General features: G+C 72.6%; 19 protein-coding genes. 12 read left to right on the top strand and 7 right to left on the bottom strand.

All coding sequences use genetic code 11. The features are described 5' to 3' along the window. The first annotated feature begins 36 nt into the window (after window positions 1-36). On the top strand, window positions 37-897 hold the full coding sequence (locus ACIQV3_RS16670) for a DUF4429 domain-containing protein (RefSeq protein WP_403713113.1): 861 nt from the start codon (window positions 37-39) through the stop codon (window positions 895-897). Window positions 898-923: 26 nt separating this feature from the next. Here ACIQV3_RS16670 and ACIQV3_RS16665 read toward each other — a convergent pair whose 3' ends face one another. Then, window positions 924-1,970 carry an aldo/keto reductase gene (locus tag ACIQV3_RS16665; RefSeq protein ID WP_403713112.1) on the bottom strand — a complete coding sequence of 349 codons (1,047 nt, stop codon included), beginning with the start codon at window positions 1,968-1,970 and terminating at the stop codon, window positions 924-926. Further along, a complete protein-coding gene (locus ACIQV3_RS16660; RefSeq protein WP_327306902.1) occupies window positions 1,967-2,383 on the bottom strand; it encodes a MerR family transcriptional regulator in 417 nt (138 codons plus the stop codon). The genes ACIQV3_RS16665 and ACIQV3_RS16660 overlap by 4 nt, the downstream gene beginning before the upstream one ends. 51 nt (window positions 2,384-2,434) lie before the next feature. On the opposite strand from ACIQV3_RS16660, the gene ACIQV3_RS16655 reads away from it, so the two are divergent. After that, a complete protein-coding gene (locus ACIQV3_RS16655; RefSeq protein ID WP_403713111.1) occupies window positions 2,435-3,262 on the top strand; it encodes a serine hydrolase domain-containing protein in 828 nt (275 codons plus the stop codon). A 33-nt stretch (window positions 3,263-3,295) separates the two neighbouring features. On the opposite strand, the gene ACIQV3_RS16650 is transcribed toward ACIQV3_RS16655, so the two are convergent. After that, window positions 3,296-3,967 (bottom strand): pirin family protein, encoded by a 672-nt coding sequence (locus tag ACIQV3_RS16650; RefSeq protein WP_403713110.1) that lies wholly within the window; start codon window positions 3,965-3,967, stop codon window positions 3,296-3,298. 81 nt (window positions 3,968-4,048) lie between these two features. Between ACIQV3_RS16650 and ACIQV3_RS16645 the strand changes: the two genes are divergently transcribed. The 5 genes from ACIQV3_RS16645 (at window position 4,049) to fabF (ending at window position 8,961) form a co-directional block, all read left to right on the top strand. After that, complete coding sequence (locus tag ACIQV3_RS16645; RefSeq protein ID WP_403713109.1) at window positions 4,049-5,266, top strand: PucR family transcriptional regulator; 1,218 nt, start codon at window positions 4,049-4,051, stop codon at window positions 5,264-5,266. Window positions 5,267-5,355: 89 nt separating this feature from the next. After that, window positions 5,356-6,282 (top strand): ACP S-malonyltransferase, encoded by a 927-nt coding sequence (locus ACIQV3_RS16640; RefSeq protein ID WP_403713108.1) that lies wholly within the window; start codon window positions 5,356-5,358, stop codon window positions 6,280-6,282. Window positions 6,283-6,301: 19 nt separating this feature from the next. Beyond that, the gene (locus tag ACIQV3_RS16635) at window positions 6,302-7,306 is read left to right on the top strand and encodes a ketoacyl-ACP synthase III (RefSeq protein WP_389434304.1); all 1,005 of its coding nucleotides are present in this window, start codon (window positions 6,302-6,304) and stop codon (window positions 7,304-7,306) included. A gap of 64 nt (window positions 7,307-7,370) precedes the next feature. After that, a complete protein-coding gene (locus tag ACIQV3_RS16630) occupies window positions 7,371-7,619 on the top strand; it encodes an acyl carrier protein (protein WP_403713107.1) in 249 nt (82 codons plus the stop codon). Window positions 7,620-7,695: 76 nt separating this feature from the next. Continuing rightward, the gene (fabF, locus tag ACIQV3_RS16625; RefSeq protein ID WP_403713106.1) at window positions 7,696-8,961 is read left to right on the top strand and encodes a beta-ketoacyl-ACP synthase II; all 1,266 of its coding nucleotides are present in this window, start codon (window positions 7,696-7,698) and stop codon (window positions 8,959-8,961) included. A gap of 140 nt (window positions 8,962-9,101) precedes the next feature. Here the strand turns inward: fabF and ACIQV3_RS16620 are convergent, their stop codons facing one another. Beyond that, on the bottom strand, window positions 9,102-9,596 hold the full coding sequence (locus ACIQV3_RS16620; protein ID WP_254385450.1) for a DUF3145 domain-containing protein: 495 nt from the start codon (window positions 9,594-9,596) through the stop codon (window positions 9,102-9,104). Window positions 9,597-9,846: 250 nt separating this feature from the next. Here ACIQV3_RS16620 and ACIQV3_RS16615 point away from each other — a divergent pair, with 250 nt between their 5' ends. Next, window positions 9,847-10,758, top strand: a complete 912-nt coding sequence (locus ACIQV3_RS16615; protein ID WP_403713105.1) for an SGNH/GDSL hydrolase family protein — start codon at window positions 9,847-9,849, stop codon at window positions 10,756-10,758. A gap of 90 nt (window positions 10,759-10,848) precedes the next feature. Here ACIQV3_RS16615 and ACIQV3_RS16610 read toward each other — a convergent pair whose 3' ends face one another. Then, complete coding sequence (locus tag ACIQV3_RS16610; RefSeq protein WP_403713104.1) at window positions 10,849-13,302, bottom strand: beta-glucosidase; 2,454 nt, start codon at window positions 13,300-13,302, stop codon at window positions 10,849-10,851. A 185-nt stretch (window positions 13,303-13,487) separates the two neighbouring features. Here ACIQV3_RS16610 and ACIQV3_RS16605 point away from each other — a divergent pair, with 185 nt between their 5' ends. The 3 genes from ACIQV3_RS16605 (at window position 13,488) to ACIQV3_RS16595 (ending at window position 15,836) form a co-directional block, all read left to right on the top strand. Then, window positions 13,488-14,072: a TetR/AcrR family transcriptional regulator gene (locus ACIQV3_RS16605; protein ID WP_403713103.1), complete on the top strand. Its 585-nt coding sequence runs from the start codon at window positions 13,488-13,490 to the stop codon at window positions 14,070-14,072. Window positions 14,073-14,097: 25 nt separating this feature from the next. Further along, window positions 14,098-14,859 (top strand): carbon-nitrogen hydrolase family protein, encoded by a 762-nt coding sequence (locus tag ACIQV3_RS16600; protein ID WP_403713102.1) that lies wholly within the window; start codon window positions 14,098-14,100, stop codon window positions 14,857-14,859. Between the two features lie 242 nt (window positions 14,860-15,101). After that, complete coding sequence (locus tag ACIQV3_RS16595) at window positions 15,102-15,836, top strand: class I SAM-dependent methyltransferase (protein ID WP_403713100.1); 735 nt, start codon at window positions 15,102-15,104, stop codon at window positions 15,834-15,836. A gap of 84 nt (window positions 15,837-15,920) precedes the next feature. Here ACIQV3_RS16595 and ACIQV3_RS16590 read toward each other — a convergent pair whose 3' ends face one another. Next, window positions 15,921-16,271, bottom strand: coding sequence for a winged helix-turn-helix transcriptional regulator (locus ACIQV3_RS16590; RefSeq protein WP_403713099.1), 351 nt, complete (start codon window positions 16,269-16,271; stop codon window positions 15,921-15,923). A gap of 97 nt (window positions 16,272-16,368) precedes the next feature. On the opposite strand from ACIQV3_RS16590, the gene ACIQV3_RS16585 reads away from it, so the two are divergent. Then, window positions 16,369-17,268: an NAD(P)-dependent oxidoreductase gene (locus ACIQV3_RS16585; RefSeq protein ID WP_403713098.1), complete on the top strand. Its 900-nt coding sequence runs from the start codon at window positions 16,369-16,371 to the stop codon at window positions 17,266-17,268. On the opposite strand, the gene ACIQV3_RS16580 is transcribed toward ACIQV3_RS16585, so the two are convergent. Next, on the bottom strand, window positions 17,258-18,079 hold the full coding sequence (locus tag ACIQV3_RS16580; RefSeq protein WP_403713097.1) for an EI24 domain-containing protein: 822 nt from the start codon (window positions 18,077-18,079) through the stop codon (window positions 17,258-17,260). The two genes, ACIQV3_RS16585 and ACIQV3_RS16580, sit on opposite strands and share 11 nt — an antisense overlap. Window positions 18,080-18,213: the final 134 nt, after the last annotated feature.

Here is an 18,213-nt window from a genome sequence, read left to right as displayed (position 1 = left end):
GGACGCGCGGGGGTGCGTCCCTTTACGATGTGCCGCATGGGTGACGTACTGGCCGGAAACCATGCCGTCTGGGAGTTCGACCGCACCACGAACTCGCTCATCATCCGCTTCGCACGGGGGATGCGAACGCCCAGACTCTGGCACGCCCTGGGGGAACGCCGGATTCCCCTGGAAGCGTTGTCCGGGGTGGACCTGACCGTGGGACGGCGGGACGCCCTGGTGCTGCGCGCCCGCGTGCGGGTGGGAGCGGACCCGCTGATGGAGGCCGCGGCGGGGCAGTTGCGGGACGTCTGCGATCCGTACCGGCTGGCGCTGCCGGGTGGCGGCGCCGGGGCCGGGGCCGTCCGCGCGGCGGCCTTCGCCGAGGCCCTGCGCGAGCGGATCGGTCCGGCCGGACCGGCCGAGCGGTTCCTCGTCACCGCCCCGGAGCCGCCGGCCACGCTGAAGGCGTACGACGCCCGGCTCACCTTGGACGGCGGCGCCGTCACCTTCCACTGGTCGCGCACCGGGGCCACGAGCACCAAGTGGAAGGCGGGCGACCAGCGGTATCCGCTGGCCGCCCTGGCCGGGCTGGTCTGGCACTCCCCGCAACGGCCCGGCGGCCACCTGCGGCTGCTGCCCCGCGAGGGCGCCGGTGATCCGCGGCCCGACCACGATCTCTCCTCCGCGGTGTTCGGCGTGGGCTACGGGGGCGTGCACGAGTCGCTGCCGTTCGCGGCGGCCGTGCTGGTGGCTCTGCGGGCGCGGGCCGTCGTCGCCTCCGGCGCGGTGGGGACCCGTCTTCCCGGGCCCCGGGAGTGGGAGCGGATCCAGCACCTCACCGAGCTGCACAGCGCGGGGCTCCTCACGGATGCCGAGTACCGGGCGCTGCGGGACCGCTTCACGGCCGGGGCCTGACCTCAACCGCCGGACGGCTGGAACACCTACCCCTCGCGGGCCGCCGACGTGGAGCTCATGTCCGGGTAGCGGTCGCCCGCGACGCCTGCTGCGATCGGGTCCAGGAGGGACAGTTCCGCCGCCGTCAGGGTGATGCGGGTCGCCGCCGCGTTCTCCGCGAGGCGGGAGGGCTTGCGGGTGCCCGGGATCGGGACGACCGTCAGGCCGTGCACCGCCGCCCGCTGCTGCACCCACGCCAGGGCGATCTGCGCCGGCGTGGCGCCGCGGGCCGCCGCGATCTCCCGTACGGGAGTCAGGAGCGCCCCGTTCGTCTTCGCGTTGTCACCGGTGAACCGGGGCTGGTGGCGCCGGAAGTCATCGGACGTCAGGTCCGCCGAGGCGTCCGCGAAGGACCCGGTCAGGAAGCCGCGCCCGAGCGGGGAGTACGCCGCGACGGCCACGCCCAGCTCCGCTGCCGCGCCCACCGCGCTGCGCTCCACGTCCCGGCTGAACAGCGACCACTCCGACTGGAGCGCCGCGATCGGGTGCACCGCGTGCGCCTCGCGCAGCTCGGCTCCGGTCACCTCGCTGAGCCCGAGGTGGCGCACCTTGCCCTCCTTCACCAACTCCGCCATCGCGCCCACGGACTCGGCGAGCGGAACGGCGGGGTCGCGCCGGTGCATGTAGTAGAGGTCGATCACCTCGGTGCCCAGCCTGCGCAGGCTGTCCTCCACCGCGCCGCGGATGTACGCGCGGTCGTTGCGGATCCCCCGGTACAGCGGGTCGTCCGTCCGCTCTATGGCGAACTTCGTGGCGAGGGTGATCCGGTCGCGGTGCGCGGCCACGAACGGCGCGAGGAACTCCTCGTTGGCGCCCCGCCCGTACACGTCCGCGGTGTCGAAGAGCGTGACCCCGGCGTCCAGTGCCGCGTCCAGGGTCTGCCGGGCCGCCGCCTCGTCCGTGTTCCCGTAGAACTCGCTCATGCCCATGCAGCCGAGCCCCTGGACGCCCACCAGCGGTCCGCCCGCGCCCAGTTCGACCTGCTCGATCCGTACCGTGCCGCCCGCCGTGTTCCCTGCCGTGTTGCCGCTCATGTCCGGTCTGCCTCTCCCGCGACGGTGGTGCACATCGCATACGTGTCGATCTTGTAGTCCAGGACGGCGAGCGCGTCGGTCAGTTCCGCGATCCGCGTCCGCACCTCGTCGCGCGTGCGCTCCAGCAGTTCGCGCCGGTCGTCGGCGGTGTGCGGGCCCTCACGGACGAGTTCCGCGTACCGGACCATGTCCGCCACCGACATTCCGGTGGTGCGCAACTTCCCGACGAAGCCCAGCCATTCGAGGTCCTTGTCGGTGAACCGCCGCTGCCCCGAGTGCGAGCGGTCCACGTGCGGCATGAGGCCGATCCGCTCGTACCAGCGCAAGGTGTGCTGGGTCAGACCGGTCCGTGCCTCGACCTCGCTGATCGTGTACCGCGTCCGCGTCTGCAGGGGGGTCTGCGTCAGGCTCATGGCTCCACGCTAAATCCTTGGAGTGCACTCCAAGCAAGTACCCTCGGCCGCATGGAGAGCTTGCAGAGTCTGCGCATCATCGAGAACTGGCCGGTTCCGACCGCGGCCGCGGCCGTGGTCGACTCCGACGGGACCGTGCTCGGTACGCACGGCCCGGTGGACCACCGCTTCCCGCTGGCCTCCGTCACCAAGCCGCTCGCCGCCTACGCCGCGCTCGTCGCCTACGAGGAGGGCGCGATCGAGCTGGACGAACCGGCCGGGCCCGCGGGCTCCACCGTGCGCCACCTGCTCGCCCACACCAGCGGCCTGGCCTTCGACGAGCACCGGGTGACGGCCCCTCCCGGGCAGCGCCGGCTGTACTCGAACGCCGGTTTCGAGGAGCTCGGCGACCACATCGCGAAGGCCACCGGGATCCCCTTCGCCGCGTACCTGGCCGAGGCCGTCTTCGAGCCGCTGGGCATGGCGTCGAGCAGCCTGGAGGGCTCACCGGCCAAGGACGGCGTCTCCACGGTCTCCGACCTCCTGCGCTTCGCGGCCGAGCTCCAGCAGCCCCGGCTGCTGGACGTCCGCACCGTCGCGGAGGCCACGTCCGTGGTCCACCCCGGACTCAAGGGCGTCCTGCCCGGCTACGGCCACCAGTCCCCCAACGACTGGGGTCTCGGCATGGAGATCCGCGACGGGAAGGCACCGCACTGGACGGGCGCCGCGTCCTCGCCGCGCACCTTCGGGCACTTCGGGCAGTCGGGGACCTTCCTGTGGGTGGACCCGGACGCCCGCGCCGCCTGCGTGGCGCTGACGGACCGCGCCTTCGGGCCGTGGGCCGTCGAGGCCTGGCCCCCGTTCACCGACGCGGTGCTCGCCGAGCTCAGGACCCGCTGAGGCCCCTGCGGGACCCGCGCCCGCGGCCACCGTCTACGGGAACTCCCAGATCAGCACCTCGGCCGGCGATCCGGCGACCAGCTCCAGCTCCGGTTCGCCGGTGATCCGCGCCGAGTCCCCGGGGCTGAGCTCCTCGGCGCCGTCGGCGGAACCGCCGTCCAGCCGCAGGTCTCCCCGTACGACGTGCAGGTACACCCGCCCGGCGGCCGGTACGGCCACCCGCTCGCCCGCGCCCGGCCGCCGTACGTGCAGGACGGCCCCGGCGGCGGGCACGGCGTAGGGCGTGCTGTCGGCGATCCCCCGGACCAGCGCGTACGAGGGCTCCCCGGCCGGATCGGCCGGGGCCAGCCACATCTGGACGAACCGCAGCGGGCCGGTGCCGTCGTTGCGTTCCGCGTGCCGGGTCCCGGAAGCCGCGCCCAGGTGCTGTACGTCACCAGGCCGCACCAGGGTGGTGGCGCCCTCGGCGTCCCGGTGGGTGAGCTCGCCCTCGGCCACCCAGGTCACGATCTCGGTGTGGCTGTGGGGGTGCTCGTCGAAGCCCGCGCCGGGGGCGAGGCTCTCCTCGTTGCACGCCAGGACCGGGCCGAACCGCAGGTTGTCGGGGTCGTAGTGCGCGCCGAAGGAGAAAGCGTGCCGGGTGGCGATCCCCTCGGACCCTTCCCCACCCTCGTACCGGTCGGAGCCTCGGCGTACATCAATCATGGGGGCCACGGTAGCCCCCGGGGCCCCGCCCGGGAGGGGACCGGACTCCGCGCAGCGGCCCCGATAGGGCAGTCTTGTCACGTGCCCCAACCCGAACGTGAGCATTCACCCGCGGTCCACCCCGCGCATCCGGCTCCGGCCCATCCGCACGCCGCGACGCTGCGACGACTGGAGAAGTCCTCCGGCCGGCTCGCCGCCAACGCCATCGCGCGCATGGACGAGACGCTGTCGTGGTACCGGGCGATGCCGCCGGAGAACCGCTCCTGGATCGGCCTGGTGGCCCAGGCCGGCATCGCCGCGTTCACCGAGTGGTTCCGGCATCCGGAGACCCCCCAGGCGATCTCCACCGATGTCTTCGGGACGGCTCCGCGCGAGCTGACCCGGGCGATCACCCTGCGCCAGACCGTCGAGATGGTGCGGACCACGATCGAGGTCATGGAAACCGCGATCGACGAGGTCGCCGCGCCCGGCGACGAGTCGATCCTGCGCGAGGCCCTGCTGGTGTACGCCCGGGAGATCGCCTTCGCGACCGCCCAGGTGTACGCCCAGGCCGCCGAGGCCCGCGGTGCGTGGGACGCCCGGCTGGAGTCCCTGGTGGTCAACGCGGTGCTGTCCGGGGAGGCCGACGAGGGCGCGCTGTCCCGGGCCGCGGCCCTCGGCTGGAACTCCCCCGAGCACGTGTGCGTGGTGCTGGGCACGGCCCCGGAGGGCGACAGCGAGCTGACGGTCGAGGCGATCCGGCGGGCGGCCCGCCACCACAAGCTGCAGGTGCTCACCGGTGTGCTGGGTGACCGGCTCGTGGTGATCGCGGGCGGCAGCGACAATCCGATGCAGGTGGCGAAGTCGCTGATCGGGCCGTTCGCGGCGGGTGCGGTGGTCGCCGGACCGGTGGTCCCGGACCTGCTGAACGCCACGAAATCGGCGCAGGCCGCCGCGGCCGGGCTCAAGGCCTGCACGGCGTGGCAGGACGCGCCGAGGCCGGTCCTCGCGGACGATCTCCTGCCCGAACGCGCGATCGCCTCCGACCCTTCGGCCCGCGAGCAGTTGGTGGAGGAGATCTACAGACCGCTCGAAGAGGCGGGCTCGGCCCTGCTGGAAACGCTGAGTGTTTATCTGGAGCAGGCCAGCAGCCTGGAAGGCGCGGCCCGGATGCTGTTCGTACACCCGAACACCGTGCGCTACCGGCTGCGACGTGTGACAGACGTCACCGGCTGGTCGCCCTCGGATGTCCGCTCCGCGTTCACTCTGCGGATCGCCCTGATCCTCGGGCGTCTGGCCGACGGCGATCCTCAGTCCTAAGCTTTTGTCGGACATCAACAATTACCCCGATGGTTCTTCGTCCCTGTCCCCACGGGCGGCGCGGACCGAACACAAGAGAGAGTGTGAGGGTGCTCGTACTCGTCGCTCCCGGCCAAGGCGCACAGACGCCCGGCTTCCTGACTCCCTGGCTCGAACTGCCCGGCGCCGCTGACCGCGTCGCCGGCTGGTCGGACGCCATCGGGCTCGACCTTGCCCACTACGGCACGAAGGCCGACGCGGACGAGATCCGCGACACGGCCGTCGCACAGCCCCTGCTGGTGGCCGCGGGCCTCCTCGCCGCGGCCGAACTGACCACCAAGGCCGGACCCGGCGCCTTCGGCGCCGTGGCGGGCCACAGCGTCGGCGAGATCACCGCCGCCGCGTACGCCGGGGTGCTGTCCGACGCGGACGCGCTGTCCTTCGTACGCACCCGCGGACTCGCCATGGCCGAGGCCGCGGCGACCACCGCGACGGGCATGGCCGCCGTCCTCGGCGGGGACCCGGACGTCGTCGTCGCCCACCTGGAGAAGCTGGGTCTGACCGCGGCGAACGTCAACGGCGCGGGCCAGATCGTCGCCGCGGGGACCGTGGAGCAGATCGCGGCCCTGGAGGCCGAGAAGCCCGAGGGTTCCATGAAGGTCGTCGCCCTCAAGGTCGCGGGCGCCTTCCACACGCACCACATGGCTCCGGCGGTCGCCGGTCTGGAGAAGGCCGCCACGGCCCTCACCCCGGCCGACCCGGCGCTGACGTACGTATCGAACAAGGATGGCCAGGTCGTGACCACGGGCGCCGACGTAGTCGCCCGGCTGGTTGGCCAGGTGGCCAACCCGGTCCGCTGGGACCTGTGCATGGAGACGTTCGCCGCACTGGGCGTCACCGGGATCGTCGAGCTGTCCCCCGGTGGCACCCTGACGGGTCTGGCCAAGCGCGCGCTGAAGGGCGTACCGAGCGTGGCGCTGAAGACCCCGGACGATCTCGACAAGGCCGCGGCGCTCCTCACCGAGCACGCGGTCTGAGAGAAGGAGCCCACTCAGCATGTCGAAGATCAAGCCTGCCAAGGGCTCCCCGTACGCCCGCATCCTCGGTGTCGGCGGCTACCGTCCGATCCGCGTGGTGCCGAACGAGGTCATCCTCGAAACCATCGACTCCTCCGACGAGTGGATCCGCTCCCGCTCCGGCATCGCCACGCGGCACTGGGCCTCCCCCCAGGAGACCGTCGCCGCGATGTCGGTGGAGGCCTCGGGCAAGGCCCTGGCCGCCGCCGGGATCGCTCCGGAGAAGATCGGCGCCGTGATCGTCTCGACGGTGTCGCACTTCAAGCAGACCCCGGCCGTGGCGACCGAGATCGCGCACCGCATCGGCGCGGGCAAGCCCGCCGCCTTCGACATCTCCGCGGGCTGCGCCGGGTTCGGCTACGGCCTGACCCTGGCCAAGGGGCTCGTCGTCGAGGGTTCCGCGGAGTACGTCCTCGTCATCGGCGTGGAGCGGCTCTCGGACCTGACCGACCTGGAGGACCGCGCGACGGCCTTCCTGTTCGGTGACGGCGCGGGCGCCGTGGTCGTCGGCCCCTCGGACGAGCCGGCCATCGGCCCCACGGTGTGGGGTTCGGAGGGCGACAAGTCCGAGACCATCAAGCAGACCGTGCCGTGGGACGAGTACCTCGGCAAGGACGGCGGAAACAAGTTTCCCGCCATCACGCAGGAAGGCCAGGCGGTGTTCCGCTGGGCCGTCTTCGAGATGGCGAAGGTGGCCCAGCAGGCGCTCGACGCAGCCGGGATCACCGCCGATGACCTGGACGTCTTCATTCCGCACCAGGCGAACATGCGGATCATCGACTCGATGGTGAAGACTCTGAAGCTGCCGGAGCACGTCACGGTCGCCCGTGACATCGAAACCACCGGCAACACCTCGGCCGCCTCGATCCCGCTCGCAATGGAGCGGCTCCTGGCGACCGGAGCGGCGAAGAGCGGCGACACCGCGCTCGTCATCGGCTTCGGGGCGGGGCTCGTCTACGCCGCCACGGTCGTTACCCTCCCCTAGGGCCCGGGATCCACATCCCGGACTCCGTTCGACCCCCAGCTAGCTACATAGAAGGAGCGCCATCATGGCCGCCACCCAGGACGAGATCCTCGAAGGCCTCGCGGAGATCGTCAACGAGATCGCCGGCATCCCGCAGGAGGACGTCCAGCTCGACAAGTCCTTCACCGACGACCTGGACGTCGACTCGCTGTCCATGGTCGAGGTCGTCGTCGCCGCCGAAGAGCGCTTCGAGGTGAAGATCCCGGACGAGGACGTCAAGGGTCTCAAGACCGTCGGCGACGCCGCGAGCTACATCCTCAAGCACCAGGCCTGAGCCTGACGAGCGTTTGTCGCCACCTGGCGGTGGCGCCGTGACAATTCACCCCCTGAAACGTGGAGAAAGAATTCCTGTGAGCCCGACCAATCGCACCGTGGTCGTCACCGGTATCGGCGCAACCACTCCGCTGGGTGGCGACAGCGCTTCGACCTGGGAAGGCCTGCTTGCCGGCCGTTCCGGCGTAAGGCCCCTCGAAGGTGAGCGCTTCGCCGAACTCCCGGTCCGTATCGCCGCCACCGCCGCCGTGGACCCCAGTGAGGTCCTCCCGCGGCCGCTGGCCCGCAAGCTGGACCGCTCGGCCCAGTTCGCGATCATCGCGGCCCGTGAGGCGTGGGCCGACGCCGGCTACACCGCCCCGGCGGGCGAGGACGCGGCCATCGCGCCCGAGCGCCTGGGCACCGTCATCGCTTCCGGCATCGGCGGCGTGACCACCCTGCTCGACCAGTACGACGTACTGAAGGAAAAGGGTGTGCGCCGGGTCTCCCCGCACACCGTCCCCATGCTCATGCCCAACGGCCCGTCGGCCAACGTCGGCCTGGAGGTCAACGCCCGCGCGGGCGTGCACACTCCGGTCAGCGCCTGTGCCTCCGGCGCCGAGGCCATCGGCTACGCCGTCGAAATGATCCGTACCGGCCGTGCCGACGTGGTCGTCGCCGGCGGCACCGAGGCGGCCATCCACCCGCTGCCGATCGCGGCGTTCGCCAACATGATGGCGATGTCCAAGAACAACGAGAACCCGACCACGGCCTCCCGTCCGTACGACAAGGCCCGCGACGGCTTCGTCCTCGGCGAGGGCGCGGGCGTCGTGGTCCTGGAGTCCGCCGAGCACGCCGCCGCGCGCGGCGCCCGCGTCTACTGCGAAGTGCTGGGCCAGGGCCTGTCCGCGGACAGCCACCACATCGCGCAGCCGGAGCCCACCGGCCGCGGCGTCTCGGCCGCGCTGCAGAACCTGCTCGACAACACGGGTCTGGACCCGGCCGAGCTGGTCCACGTGAACGCGCACGCCACGTCCACCCCGCAGGGCGACACGGCGGAGCTGAAGGCCCTGCGCAAGGTGCTGGGCGAGGACCTGGACCACATCGCGATCTCGGCGACCAAGTCGATGACCGGTCACCTCCTGGGCGGCGCGGGCGGCATCGAGACCGTCGCGACGGTCCTGGCGCTGTACCACCGCCTCGCCCCGCCGACGATCAACCTCGACGACATCGACGACGACATCGACGCGGACATCGTGCGCGACGAGCCCCGCAAGCTCCCGGCGGAGGGCCCGATCTCCGCGATCAACAACTCCTTCGGCTTCGGCGGCCACAACGTCTCCCTGGCGTTCCGCACTGTCTAGTGCGCCTAAACCGGCGCCGCTCTCGCGGACGTGGTTGCTCGCCGCTGTGGTTGCTCAATTGATGGTTGCGGTGTTCGTCGTTTGAACACGCGAAAGGCCCACCCGGGTGATTCCGGGTGGGCCTTCTGCGTGGGGCCGGCTCAGACGACCTGGTGGAGCCAGCGCACCGGGGCGCCCTCGCCCGCGTAGCGGAAGGGTTCGAGCTCGTCGTCCCAGGGTTTGCCGAGCAGTTTGGCGATCTCCTCCTCCAGGTCCGTCTCGCCGTGCGCGGACCGGGCGAGGGCGGCGCGCAGCCGGTCCTCGGGGATCAGGATGTCGCCGTGCATGCCGGTGACGGCGTGGAAGATGCCCAGGTGCGGGGTGGAGCTGTAGCGCTCGCCCTCGGCGGTCGGACAGGGTTCCGCGGTCACCTCGAAGCGGAGCAGGTGCCATCCGCGCAGCGCGGAGGCGAGTTTCGAGGCGGTGCCCGCCTCGGCCTGCCAGGAGAACTCGGCTCTCCAGGTGCCCGGGGAGGCGGGCTGACGGATCCAGTCGAGGTTCACCCGCACCCCGAGCACCCCCGCAACAGCCCATTCCACGTGCGGGCAGAGCGCGCGCGGTGCGGAGTGCACGTACAGGACTCCACGTGTCGTCACCGGGACCTCCAGTGTGGGACGAGGTCGGGAATAAACTCCAGAAAACGGACAGTATGTGACGTGATGTAATGTAACGGAAATTATTTGACATTGCGTTGCGGGACTTGCGGCCGAACCGCCACGGGAAAAAGCTACCGTGCGCCGGGGGTCATGGTGTGACGTACGGTCGCTCCAAGACCCGTAAACGCAGAGCATTCACTCAGCAGGACGCCGCCGAATGGCACGGGGGCGACGAGGAGGGACCTTCCGCATGCGCACCACCGCCCCACGCCGCCGCGCGCGTCGGACTTCCGCGGGCGCGGGTGCGGGCGCGGCGGCCGCCTTGATGGTGCTGGCCGCGGGTGCGCTGACGGGGTGTTCGGCGGACGCGGCGAAGCCCGGGGGCGAGCGCGGGGCGCAGGCGGCCCCGCGGTGGAACACCGCGCCGGCCTCGGTCGCCGCCGTGGGCGACTCCATCACGCGCGGTTTCGACGCCTGTTCGGTGCTGGCCGACTGCCCGGAGGCCTCCTGGGCCACCGGCGACGACCCCGAGGTGCGTTCGCTGGCCGCCCGGCTGCTCGGTGAGGCCGAGGCGCCGACGCGCAGCTGGAACTACGCGGTGACCGGCTCCCGGATGGCGGACCTGCCGGGTCAGCTCGCCTCGGCCGCCGCGCACAAGCCGGGCCTGGTCACGGTGATGGTGGGCTCGAACGACGCCTGCCGGCCCACGGCGTCGTCGATGACTCCGGTGGCCGCCTTCCGCACGGGATTCGAGAAGGCGCTGGCCGGTCTGCGGGCGGCCTCGCCGGCCTCGCAGGTGTACGTCTCCAGCGTCCCGGACCTCCAGCGGCTGTGGGAGCAGGGCAAGGACGACCCGATGGTGCGGCGGATCTGGAAGCTGGGCATCTGCCAGTCGATGCTCGCCGATCCGACCTCGGCGACCGCCGGTGCGACGGCCCGGCGGGAGCAGGTGCGGGCCCGCGTGGTCGAGTACAACGAGGCGCTGCGCGAGGTCTGCGCGAAGGACGAGCTGTGCCGCTACGACGGCGGCGCGGTCTTCCAGTACCCCTTCGCGGCGGAGCAGTTGAGCCGCTGGGACTGGTTCCACCCGGGCAAGGGCGGGCAGGCACGGCTCGCGGAACTGGCGCACCGACAGGTGACCTCCGCCGAGCCTCCGCGTTGACGCGGCAGGTGGATCGGACCGGGGGCGGGTGTCAGGGCCCGCCCCCGGTCCAGCTTTTTCAATCGCCCCGATAGGGGTGATTTCCGGCCATTACAGGTCGAGGGCCGCCGTCAGCCGCGTGTCGCCGTGCGAACGGCTCGCGCGGACCTCGTAGCCGCCGCCGATCCGCCGCCAGGACAGGGACGGCTGGTCCCAGATCTCGAAGGCGCGCCCCGGCAGCGGGATCTCCACGTCGACGCTCTCGCCGGGACCGGCGGTCACGCTCGCGAAGCCGGCCAGCCAGCTCGCCGGGCGCTCCACGCTGTCCGCGACGGGCGCCAGGTAGACCTGTACGGTCTCGCGGCCCGGCCGGGTGCCGGTGTTGGTGACGCGGACCTTCGCCAGCGCGGGGGTGGCCTCCAGGGACTCGTACGCCCAGTCCGTGTAGCCGAGGCCGTGCCCGAAGGGGAACGCCGGGGCGATCCCGTGCTTCTCGTAGGCCCGGTAGCCGATGAAGAGGCCCTCGGTGTACTCCAGGCGCCCCTCGGTGGGGGTGACTTCGGTGACCGGCGCGTCGGCGAACTCGGCGGGCCACGTGGTGGGCAGTCGCCCGCCCGGCTCGGCCTCGCCAAGGAGTACGTCGGCCAGCGCGGCCCCGCCCTCCTGCCCGGGGAACCAGGTCAGCAGGACGGCCGCGACCTCCTCGCGCCACGGAAGTTCCACCGGGGAGCCCGCGTTGACGACGACCACGGTGTTCGGGTTGACCGCGGCGACGGCGCGCACCAGGTCGTTCTGGCGGCCCGGGAGGGTGAGGTCCTTGCGGTCGAAGCCCTCGGACTCCACCCGCTCGGTGGTGGCGACGACCACGACGGCGGTGTCGGCGGCGCGCGCGGCCTCCACGGCCTCGGCGATGAGCTCCTCGGGGGAGCGCTGCGGGCCGAGGTGGAGGAAGGAGAACATGATCGCCTTGAGCGGCAGGGTCGTCATGTCGGGGACCTGGTAGGTCAGGGAGACCTCGACGGCTTCGCCCTCGGTGAGGGTGAGGCGGGTCCGCACCTGGGGAGCGCCGAAGAAGGCCTCGAAGGGGTCGGCCTCGTCACCCATCGGCTGGACCCCCTCGAAGCGGGTCTCACCGCCGACGGCGAGGGTGAAGGCGCCGAGTCCGCGGGTTCCGAAGGCGTGCTCGCCGCTCTCGCGCGGCACGAACGTACCGGTGACCTCGATGCTCGCCATCGTCGCGTAGGTGACGCCTTCGGGCAGGTCGTCGCCGATCCACTGGACCTGGCCGGTGGGCAGCGAGCCGGTGCCGATGACGGTGCCGGAGGCGTCCCGGCAGACCGCGCGGAGCTGGAAGCCCTTGTCGGCGGGGGTCAGTTCGTCGCTGGGGTCGGCGCCGACGGTGAAGGTCAGCGCGCCGTCGGGCAGGGCCTCGGTGAGTCCGTCGAGCGGGGAGACGATCCGCTCGGGGAAGACGGTGGCGCTGCCGCCGCCGAGGACGCGGGCGTCGCGGGCGGCGGCGCCGATGAGGGCGACGGTCCGGACGGGGGCGAGCGGGAGCACGGGCTTTCCGTCCGCGGCGGGCTCGTTGCGCACGAGGACGAAGCCGCGGACGGCCAGCTCGCGGGCCAGCGCCTGGCCGTCGATGGGGGCCGGAACCTCGCCGACCGCGGCGGGGGCGCCCTCCAGGACGCCGACGCGGGCCGCGAGGCGCAGGACGTTGCGGACGGCCTCGTCGACGGCGGACTCGGGGACCTCACCGGCGCGGACGGCGTCGGCGAGCGGAGCTCCGTAGACGGTGACGGGACCGGGCATGGCCACGTCCATGCCGCCGAGGATGTCGCCGGTGGTGGAGCGGGCGGCCATCCAGTCGGAGACGTTGTAGCCGTCGAAGCCCCATTCGCCGCGCAGGACCTCGCCCACGAGGTAGCGGTGCTCGGTCATGGTCGTGCCGTTGACCCGGTTGTAGGCGGTCATGATGCCCCACGGGTGGGCGTTCGCGACGATGGCCTCGAAGGGTGCCAGGTAGAGCTCGCGCAGCGGGCGCGGTGCGATCACGCTGTCTACGGTGAACCGCTCGGTCTCGGCGTCGTTGCCGACGAAGTGCTTGACGGTGGTGCCGACGCCGCCGTCCTGGACGCCGCTCACGTAGCCGCTGCCGACCGCGCCGGTGAGGTACGGGTCCTCGGAGTAGCACTCGAAGTGCCGGCCGCCGAGCGGGGAGCGGTGCAGGTTGACGGTGGGCGCGAGGAGCACGTGGACGCCCTTGCGGCGGGCCTCCTGGGCGAGGAGGCGGCCGGCCCGGCGGGCGAGCTCGGGGTCCCACGCGGCGGCGAGCGCGGTCGGGGAGGGCAGCGCGATCGACGGGTCGTCGGCGGTCCAGCGCACGCCGCGCACCCCGATGGGGCCGTCGGACATGACCAGGGACTTCAGCCCGATCTCGGGGACGGCGGGCAGCGACCACATGTCCTGGCCGGCGAGCAGCCGGGCCTTGGTGTCGAGGTCCAGCTTGCCCAGGGCCGTCTCTACGGCGTCGTTGCGGACCTGATCGGCATCGGTCACGGCCATGCCTCCTCGTTGAGTGCGGGTAGCGGCGCACAGGACCGGGCGTCCGCCGTGCGGGGCGGACGCGCGGTGCGGCTGGCTCCATCGTGGACCGGTTACCTGTAGAGCGGTAGGGTTCGTAATCTGTTCGTAATGTATCGATGACGTACGGTCCTGCTGGCAGGTGTGGAACAGAAGGGGTGCGGGCGATGGTCAGGGCCAGAACTGAGGAACGGCGCGTGGAGATCGTCCGCGCGGCCGTCGAGGTGATCGCCGAACGCGGCTACCGGGGCGCGGCCCTGGGCGCGGTCGCCGAGCGGGTGGGCCTGACCCAGCAGGGACTGCTGCACTACTTCCCCACCAAGGAGGCGCTGCTGGTCGCGGTCCTGGAGGAGCGCGACCGCTGGGACACCGGCGGCGGCACCGCGCTGGCCGAGGCCTGGCGCCCGGACCTGCTGGCCTCGCTGGTGGAGTACAACGCCATGCGCCCCGGCATCGTGCAGACCTTCTCGGCGCTGCTCGGCGAGAGCGTCACCGAGGGCCACCCGGCGCGGGAGTTCTTCGCCGAGCGGTACGCGCAGGTGCGCTCCGCGATGGCGGCGGTCCTGCGCGCGGAGTACGGCGAGCGGCTCCCCTCGGGCCTCACCCCCGAGCAGGCGGCCCCGCTGCTGGCCGCCGTCATGGACGGCCTCCAGTACCAGTGGCTGCTGGCCCCCGAATCCGTGGACATGCCCGGCACCTTCCGCGCCTTCCTGGACCTGATCCAGGGGCCCCCGGCCAAGGACACGGCCTGACCTCCGGGCTGGCATGCTGGGCCGGGTGAAGATCGCTGCCGCGCAGCTGAGCTGCGTCCCCGCCGACGTGTCCGCCAACGCCCTACGGGCGGCCGAGCTCGCCGTGCGGGCCCGGGAGGAGGGCGCCGGGCTGGTCGTCTTCCCCGAGCTCACGCTGACCGGCTACGAGCTGGCCGCGCTCGGCGCCGACCCCGGTCTGTGGCTGGCCGACGCCGAGGATCCCCGGCTGGACCCCGTCCGTTCCACCGGGATCGCCACCGCCGTCAACGTCGCGCTGCGCACGGACGGCCCCCGGCCCCTCATCGCGACACTGGTCCACGACGCGGACGGCGCGCACGTGACCACGTACGCCAAGCAGCACCTGTTCCGCCACGAGCAGGAGGTCTTCGCCGCGGGGACGGTCCCGGGCCGCTTCGAGCTCGGCGGGATCCGCTTCTCCCTGGGGATCTGCTTCGACAACCACTTCGCGGACGTGCCCGCCGCGGGCGCCGCGGCCGGCTGCCGGGTCCACCTGGCGAGCTCCCTCTACGGCACGGGCGACGGCGTCGCCGAGCGGGCGGCCGTCCACCCGGGGATCGCCCGGGACTTCGGGATGTACGTGGCCCTGGCCAACCACGTCGGACCCGCCGGTCCGTGGACGGGCTGCGGGGGCGCGGCCGTATGGGCGCCGGACGGGACCCTGCTGGCCGAGGCGGACGCGCACACGCCGTCGGTCGCCGTGGCGGAGGTGCCGCCGGAGGCATCGGCGGAGACGTCGGCGGAGGTGCCTGCGGAGGCGTCGGCCTGACGGGGCGTCCGGGCACACGACTCCGGAACTCGTGTGGAAACAGGGCCCGGACCGGCCGGGAAAGGGCCCGTGGGGGCGCCGAGCGGGGCTGTGGGGCGCCTGCCCTCCCCACCCGCGGGAGCGGGGACCGGTCCGCCGGCGACAAGGCGCCAGATGGCCCGTCAGGCATCCCATGCACCCTATCTGACCTGGGATTTTCTCGTGTTCACCGATAAAATTGGGGACATCTGAAAGGGGTTCGGATGGACCGCACCATACACAGTGTCGACGACGTGCTCGCCCTCATGGACGGCCTCTTCGCACCGGAGGCCGACCGCTGGACCGCAGGCGGCTCCGCCTGGTGGGACGGCTTCTACGCGGACCGCGAGCGGCCGGTGCCGTTCTTCGCGGCGAAGCCCGACGAGAACCTCGTCTCCTGCCTCGACCGCGGACTGATCCCCGCGGGCGGCCGCGCCCTGGACCTCGGCTGCGGTCCCGGCCGCAACGCCCTGCACCTGGCCGCCCGGGGCTTCGAGGTGGACGCCGTCGACCTCTCGCCGACGGCCCTGGCCTGGGCCGGGGAGCGGGCCCTCGCCGCGGGGGCCCGGGTCCGGTTCCACCACGGGGACGCCTTCGGCGCGGCCGGCGCCGGGCTCGTGGGCCCGTACGACCTGATCTACGACTCGGGCTGCTTCCACCACCTGCCGCCGCACCGCCGGGTCAGCTACCTGGCCTTGCTGGACCGGCTGCTGGCCCCGGGCGGCCGCTTCGCCCTGACCTGCTTCGCCTCGGGCGCGATGGGCTCCGAGCTGCCCGACGCGGAGTTCTACGGCCGGGCCCGCCTCGAAGGCGGGCTCGCCTACACCCCGGAGGCGCTGCGCTGGGTCTTCGGGGACCTCACCGAGGTGGAGCTGCGCCGGATGAACGACGAGCCCGCGTCCTCCGGTTCCTTCGGCGAGGACTTCCTCTGGACGGCACTGTTCCGCCGCCCGGAATGAGGGCCCGGCAGCCCGGAGCGGGGGCCCGGCCCTCCTCCGGAGCGGGGGCCGGCCCTCCTCCGGAGCAGGGGCCCGGCCCCGACCTCACGCGGGGACCGTCTGGACGGCGTCGGGGAGCAGGTGCTTCGTGCCCCACGCTCCGAGGGCCGCCAGGGCCTCGTTCAGTTCCCGGCCGAGCGGGGTCAGCGAGTACTCCACGCGCGGCGGGACCTCCTCGTAGACCTCGCGGTGGACGATGCCGTCCGTCTCCAGCTCGCGCAGCTGGGCCGCGAGCACCTTCTCCGAGACCCCCGGGACCAGGCGGCGCAGTTCGCCGAAGCGTCGCGGGCGCTGCTCCAGCTCCCACAGCACCGACACCTTCCACTTGCCGTCGATCACGGTCATCGCCGCGGCGATCCCGCAGTGATCCGCCCCCGGCCGCTGTGTCATTGCCATCGCGCACCCCTCCCCACCTGTTCGCTCACCTCGGGGTAACCACGCACTCCGAAGTGCCTACTTGAGCACCTGGCGGCCCTCCACCAGGCTAAACGGCATGACCGACACCAGCACGAACAACGGCACGAAGACCCCGCTCACCCTGCTCGGACTCGGCGCGATGGGCACCGCGCTCGCCCGCACCTGGCTCGCCGCCGGGCACCCCCTCACCGTCTGGAACCGCACCCCCGCCAAGGCCGAGGCCCTCGCGGCCGAAGGCGCCGTCGTCGCCGCGACCCCCGCCGAGGCGGTGGCCGCGAGCGGCCTGGTCGTGGTCTGCCTGCTGGACCACGCCAGCGTCGGCGAGGCGCTGGAGGGGCTGGACCTCTCCGGCAAGGACCTGGTCGACCTGACCACCGGCACGCCCGCCGACGGCCGCTCCCGGGCCGCGTGGGCCCACGAGCGCGGGGCCCGGTTCCTCGACGCCGGGATCATGGCCACCCCGTCGATGATCGGCGCCCCCGCGGCCGGCGGGTACGTCCTCTACAGCGGCTCCCCCGACCTGTTCGAGGAGCACCGGAGCACGCTGGAGGTACCGGCCGGCGCCCGCTACGTCGGCTCCGACCCCGGCCACGCGGCCCTGCACGACGTGGCCCTGCTGAGCGCGATGACGGGACTGTTCGCCGGGATCTCGCACGCCTACGCGCTGATCGAGGGCGAGGACATCTCCCCCAAGGACCTGGCTCCGCTGCTGACCGAGTGGCTGGGGGCGATGGGTTTCTTCGCGGGCGCCGCCGCCGAGCGGCTGGTCTCCGGGGACTTCACCACGGGCGTCGAGTCGAACCTGGCCATGCAGGTCGCAGCGAGCGCCACCTACCTGCGGACGGCCGCCGAGCAGGGGGTCAGCGCCGAGCTGATCAGTCCGTACCTGGACCTGATGCGCGAACGCCTGGACGCCGATCCGGCGGCCCACGGCGGCGAGGACACCGCCGGGGCGATCACCCTGCTCAGGCGCTGAGCCGCTTGCCCTGTCCCTGGCCCGGAGGCTGACCCGGGCCCTGGCCCTGGGCCTGCTCCTGCCCCGGCTCCGCGTTCTCGCCCACCAGGTCCCGGACCATGAGCGTCGCCCCGGCCACCGCGCCGGGCATCAGGAAGACCGCGACGAGCGGCACCAGGAAGGACAGGACGAGCGGCACCCCGAAGCCGAGCGCCAGCATCCGCCGCCCGCGCAGCAGCGCGAGCTGCTCGGTGAGCCGCACCCTGCGGCGCATCAGGGCGACGGAGGTGAGCTCCTGGGCGAGGAAGAAGCCGGAGACGCAGAAGCCGAGGACGGGCACCACGGTCTGCCCGATCACCGGGACGAAGCCGAGCGCGAAGAGCAGGATCCCGAAGAGCAGCACCCGGCCGAGGATCCGCAGGCTGTCCCGGGCGGAGATCCACAGCTCCTGCGCGAGCGTGAGGCCCGACTCGGGGACCTCGCCGCCCTCGGTGCGGTCGACCTGCTCCGAGAGGGACTCGTAGAACGGCTGGCCCACGAGCAGGGTCACGGCGGTGAAGGTGATCACCGCGAGGAAGAGGCCGAGGCTGAAGACCAGGGCGGTCAGGAAGCCGCGGAAGAGCCCGAGCCACGGGGAGGACCAGCCGTCGGCGAAGGGGGTCGCCCAGGCGGTCAGGTCGTCGGCGCCGTAGCCGAGGCCGATGAGGGCGCCGGCGTACAGCACGAGGGAGACGAGCCCGGGCAGCAGCCCGAAGCCCAGCCAGCGTCCGTGGCCCAGTACCCATCGCTGTCCGGCCAGCAGATAGCCGAATCCCCCCGCAAGATCACGCATGGGTCCAGTTTAGGGCGGGCGCCCGGGCGGGCGGACGCCGGGCATGGCGAAGGCCGCACCCCGGTGCCTGGGTGCGGCCTTCGACGTACGGTACGAACCGGATCTACCGGTCGAACCGGTCGAGCGGGTCGGAG

It is taken from the genome of Streptomyces sp. NPDC099050 (assembly GCF_044759865.1).
GTDB lineage: Bacteria > Actinomycetota > Actinomycetes > Streptomycetales > Streptomycetaceae > Streptomyces.
This window is presented reverse-complemented; position numbering and strand designations above follow the sequence as displayed.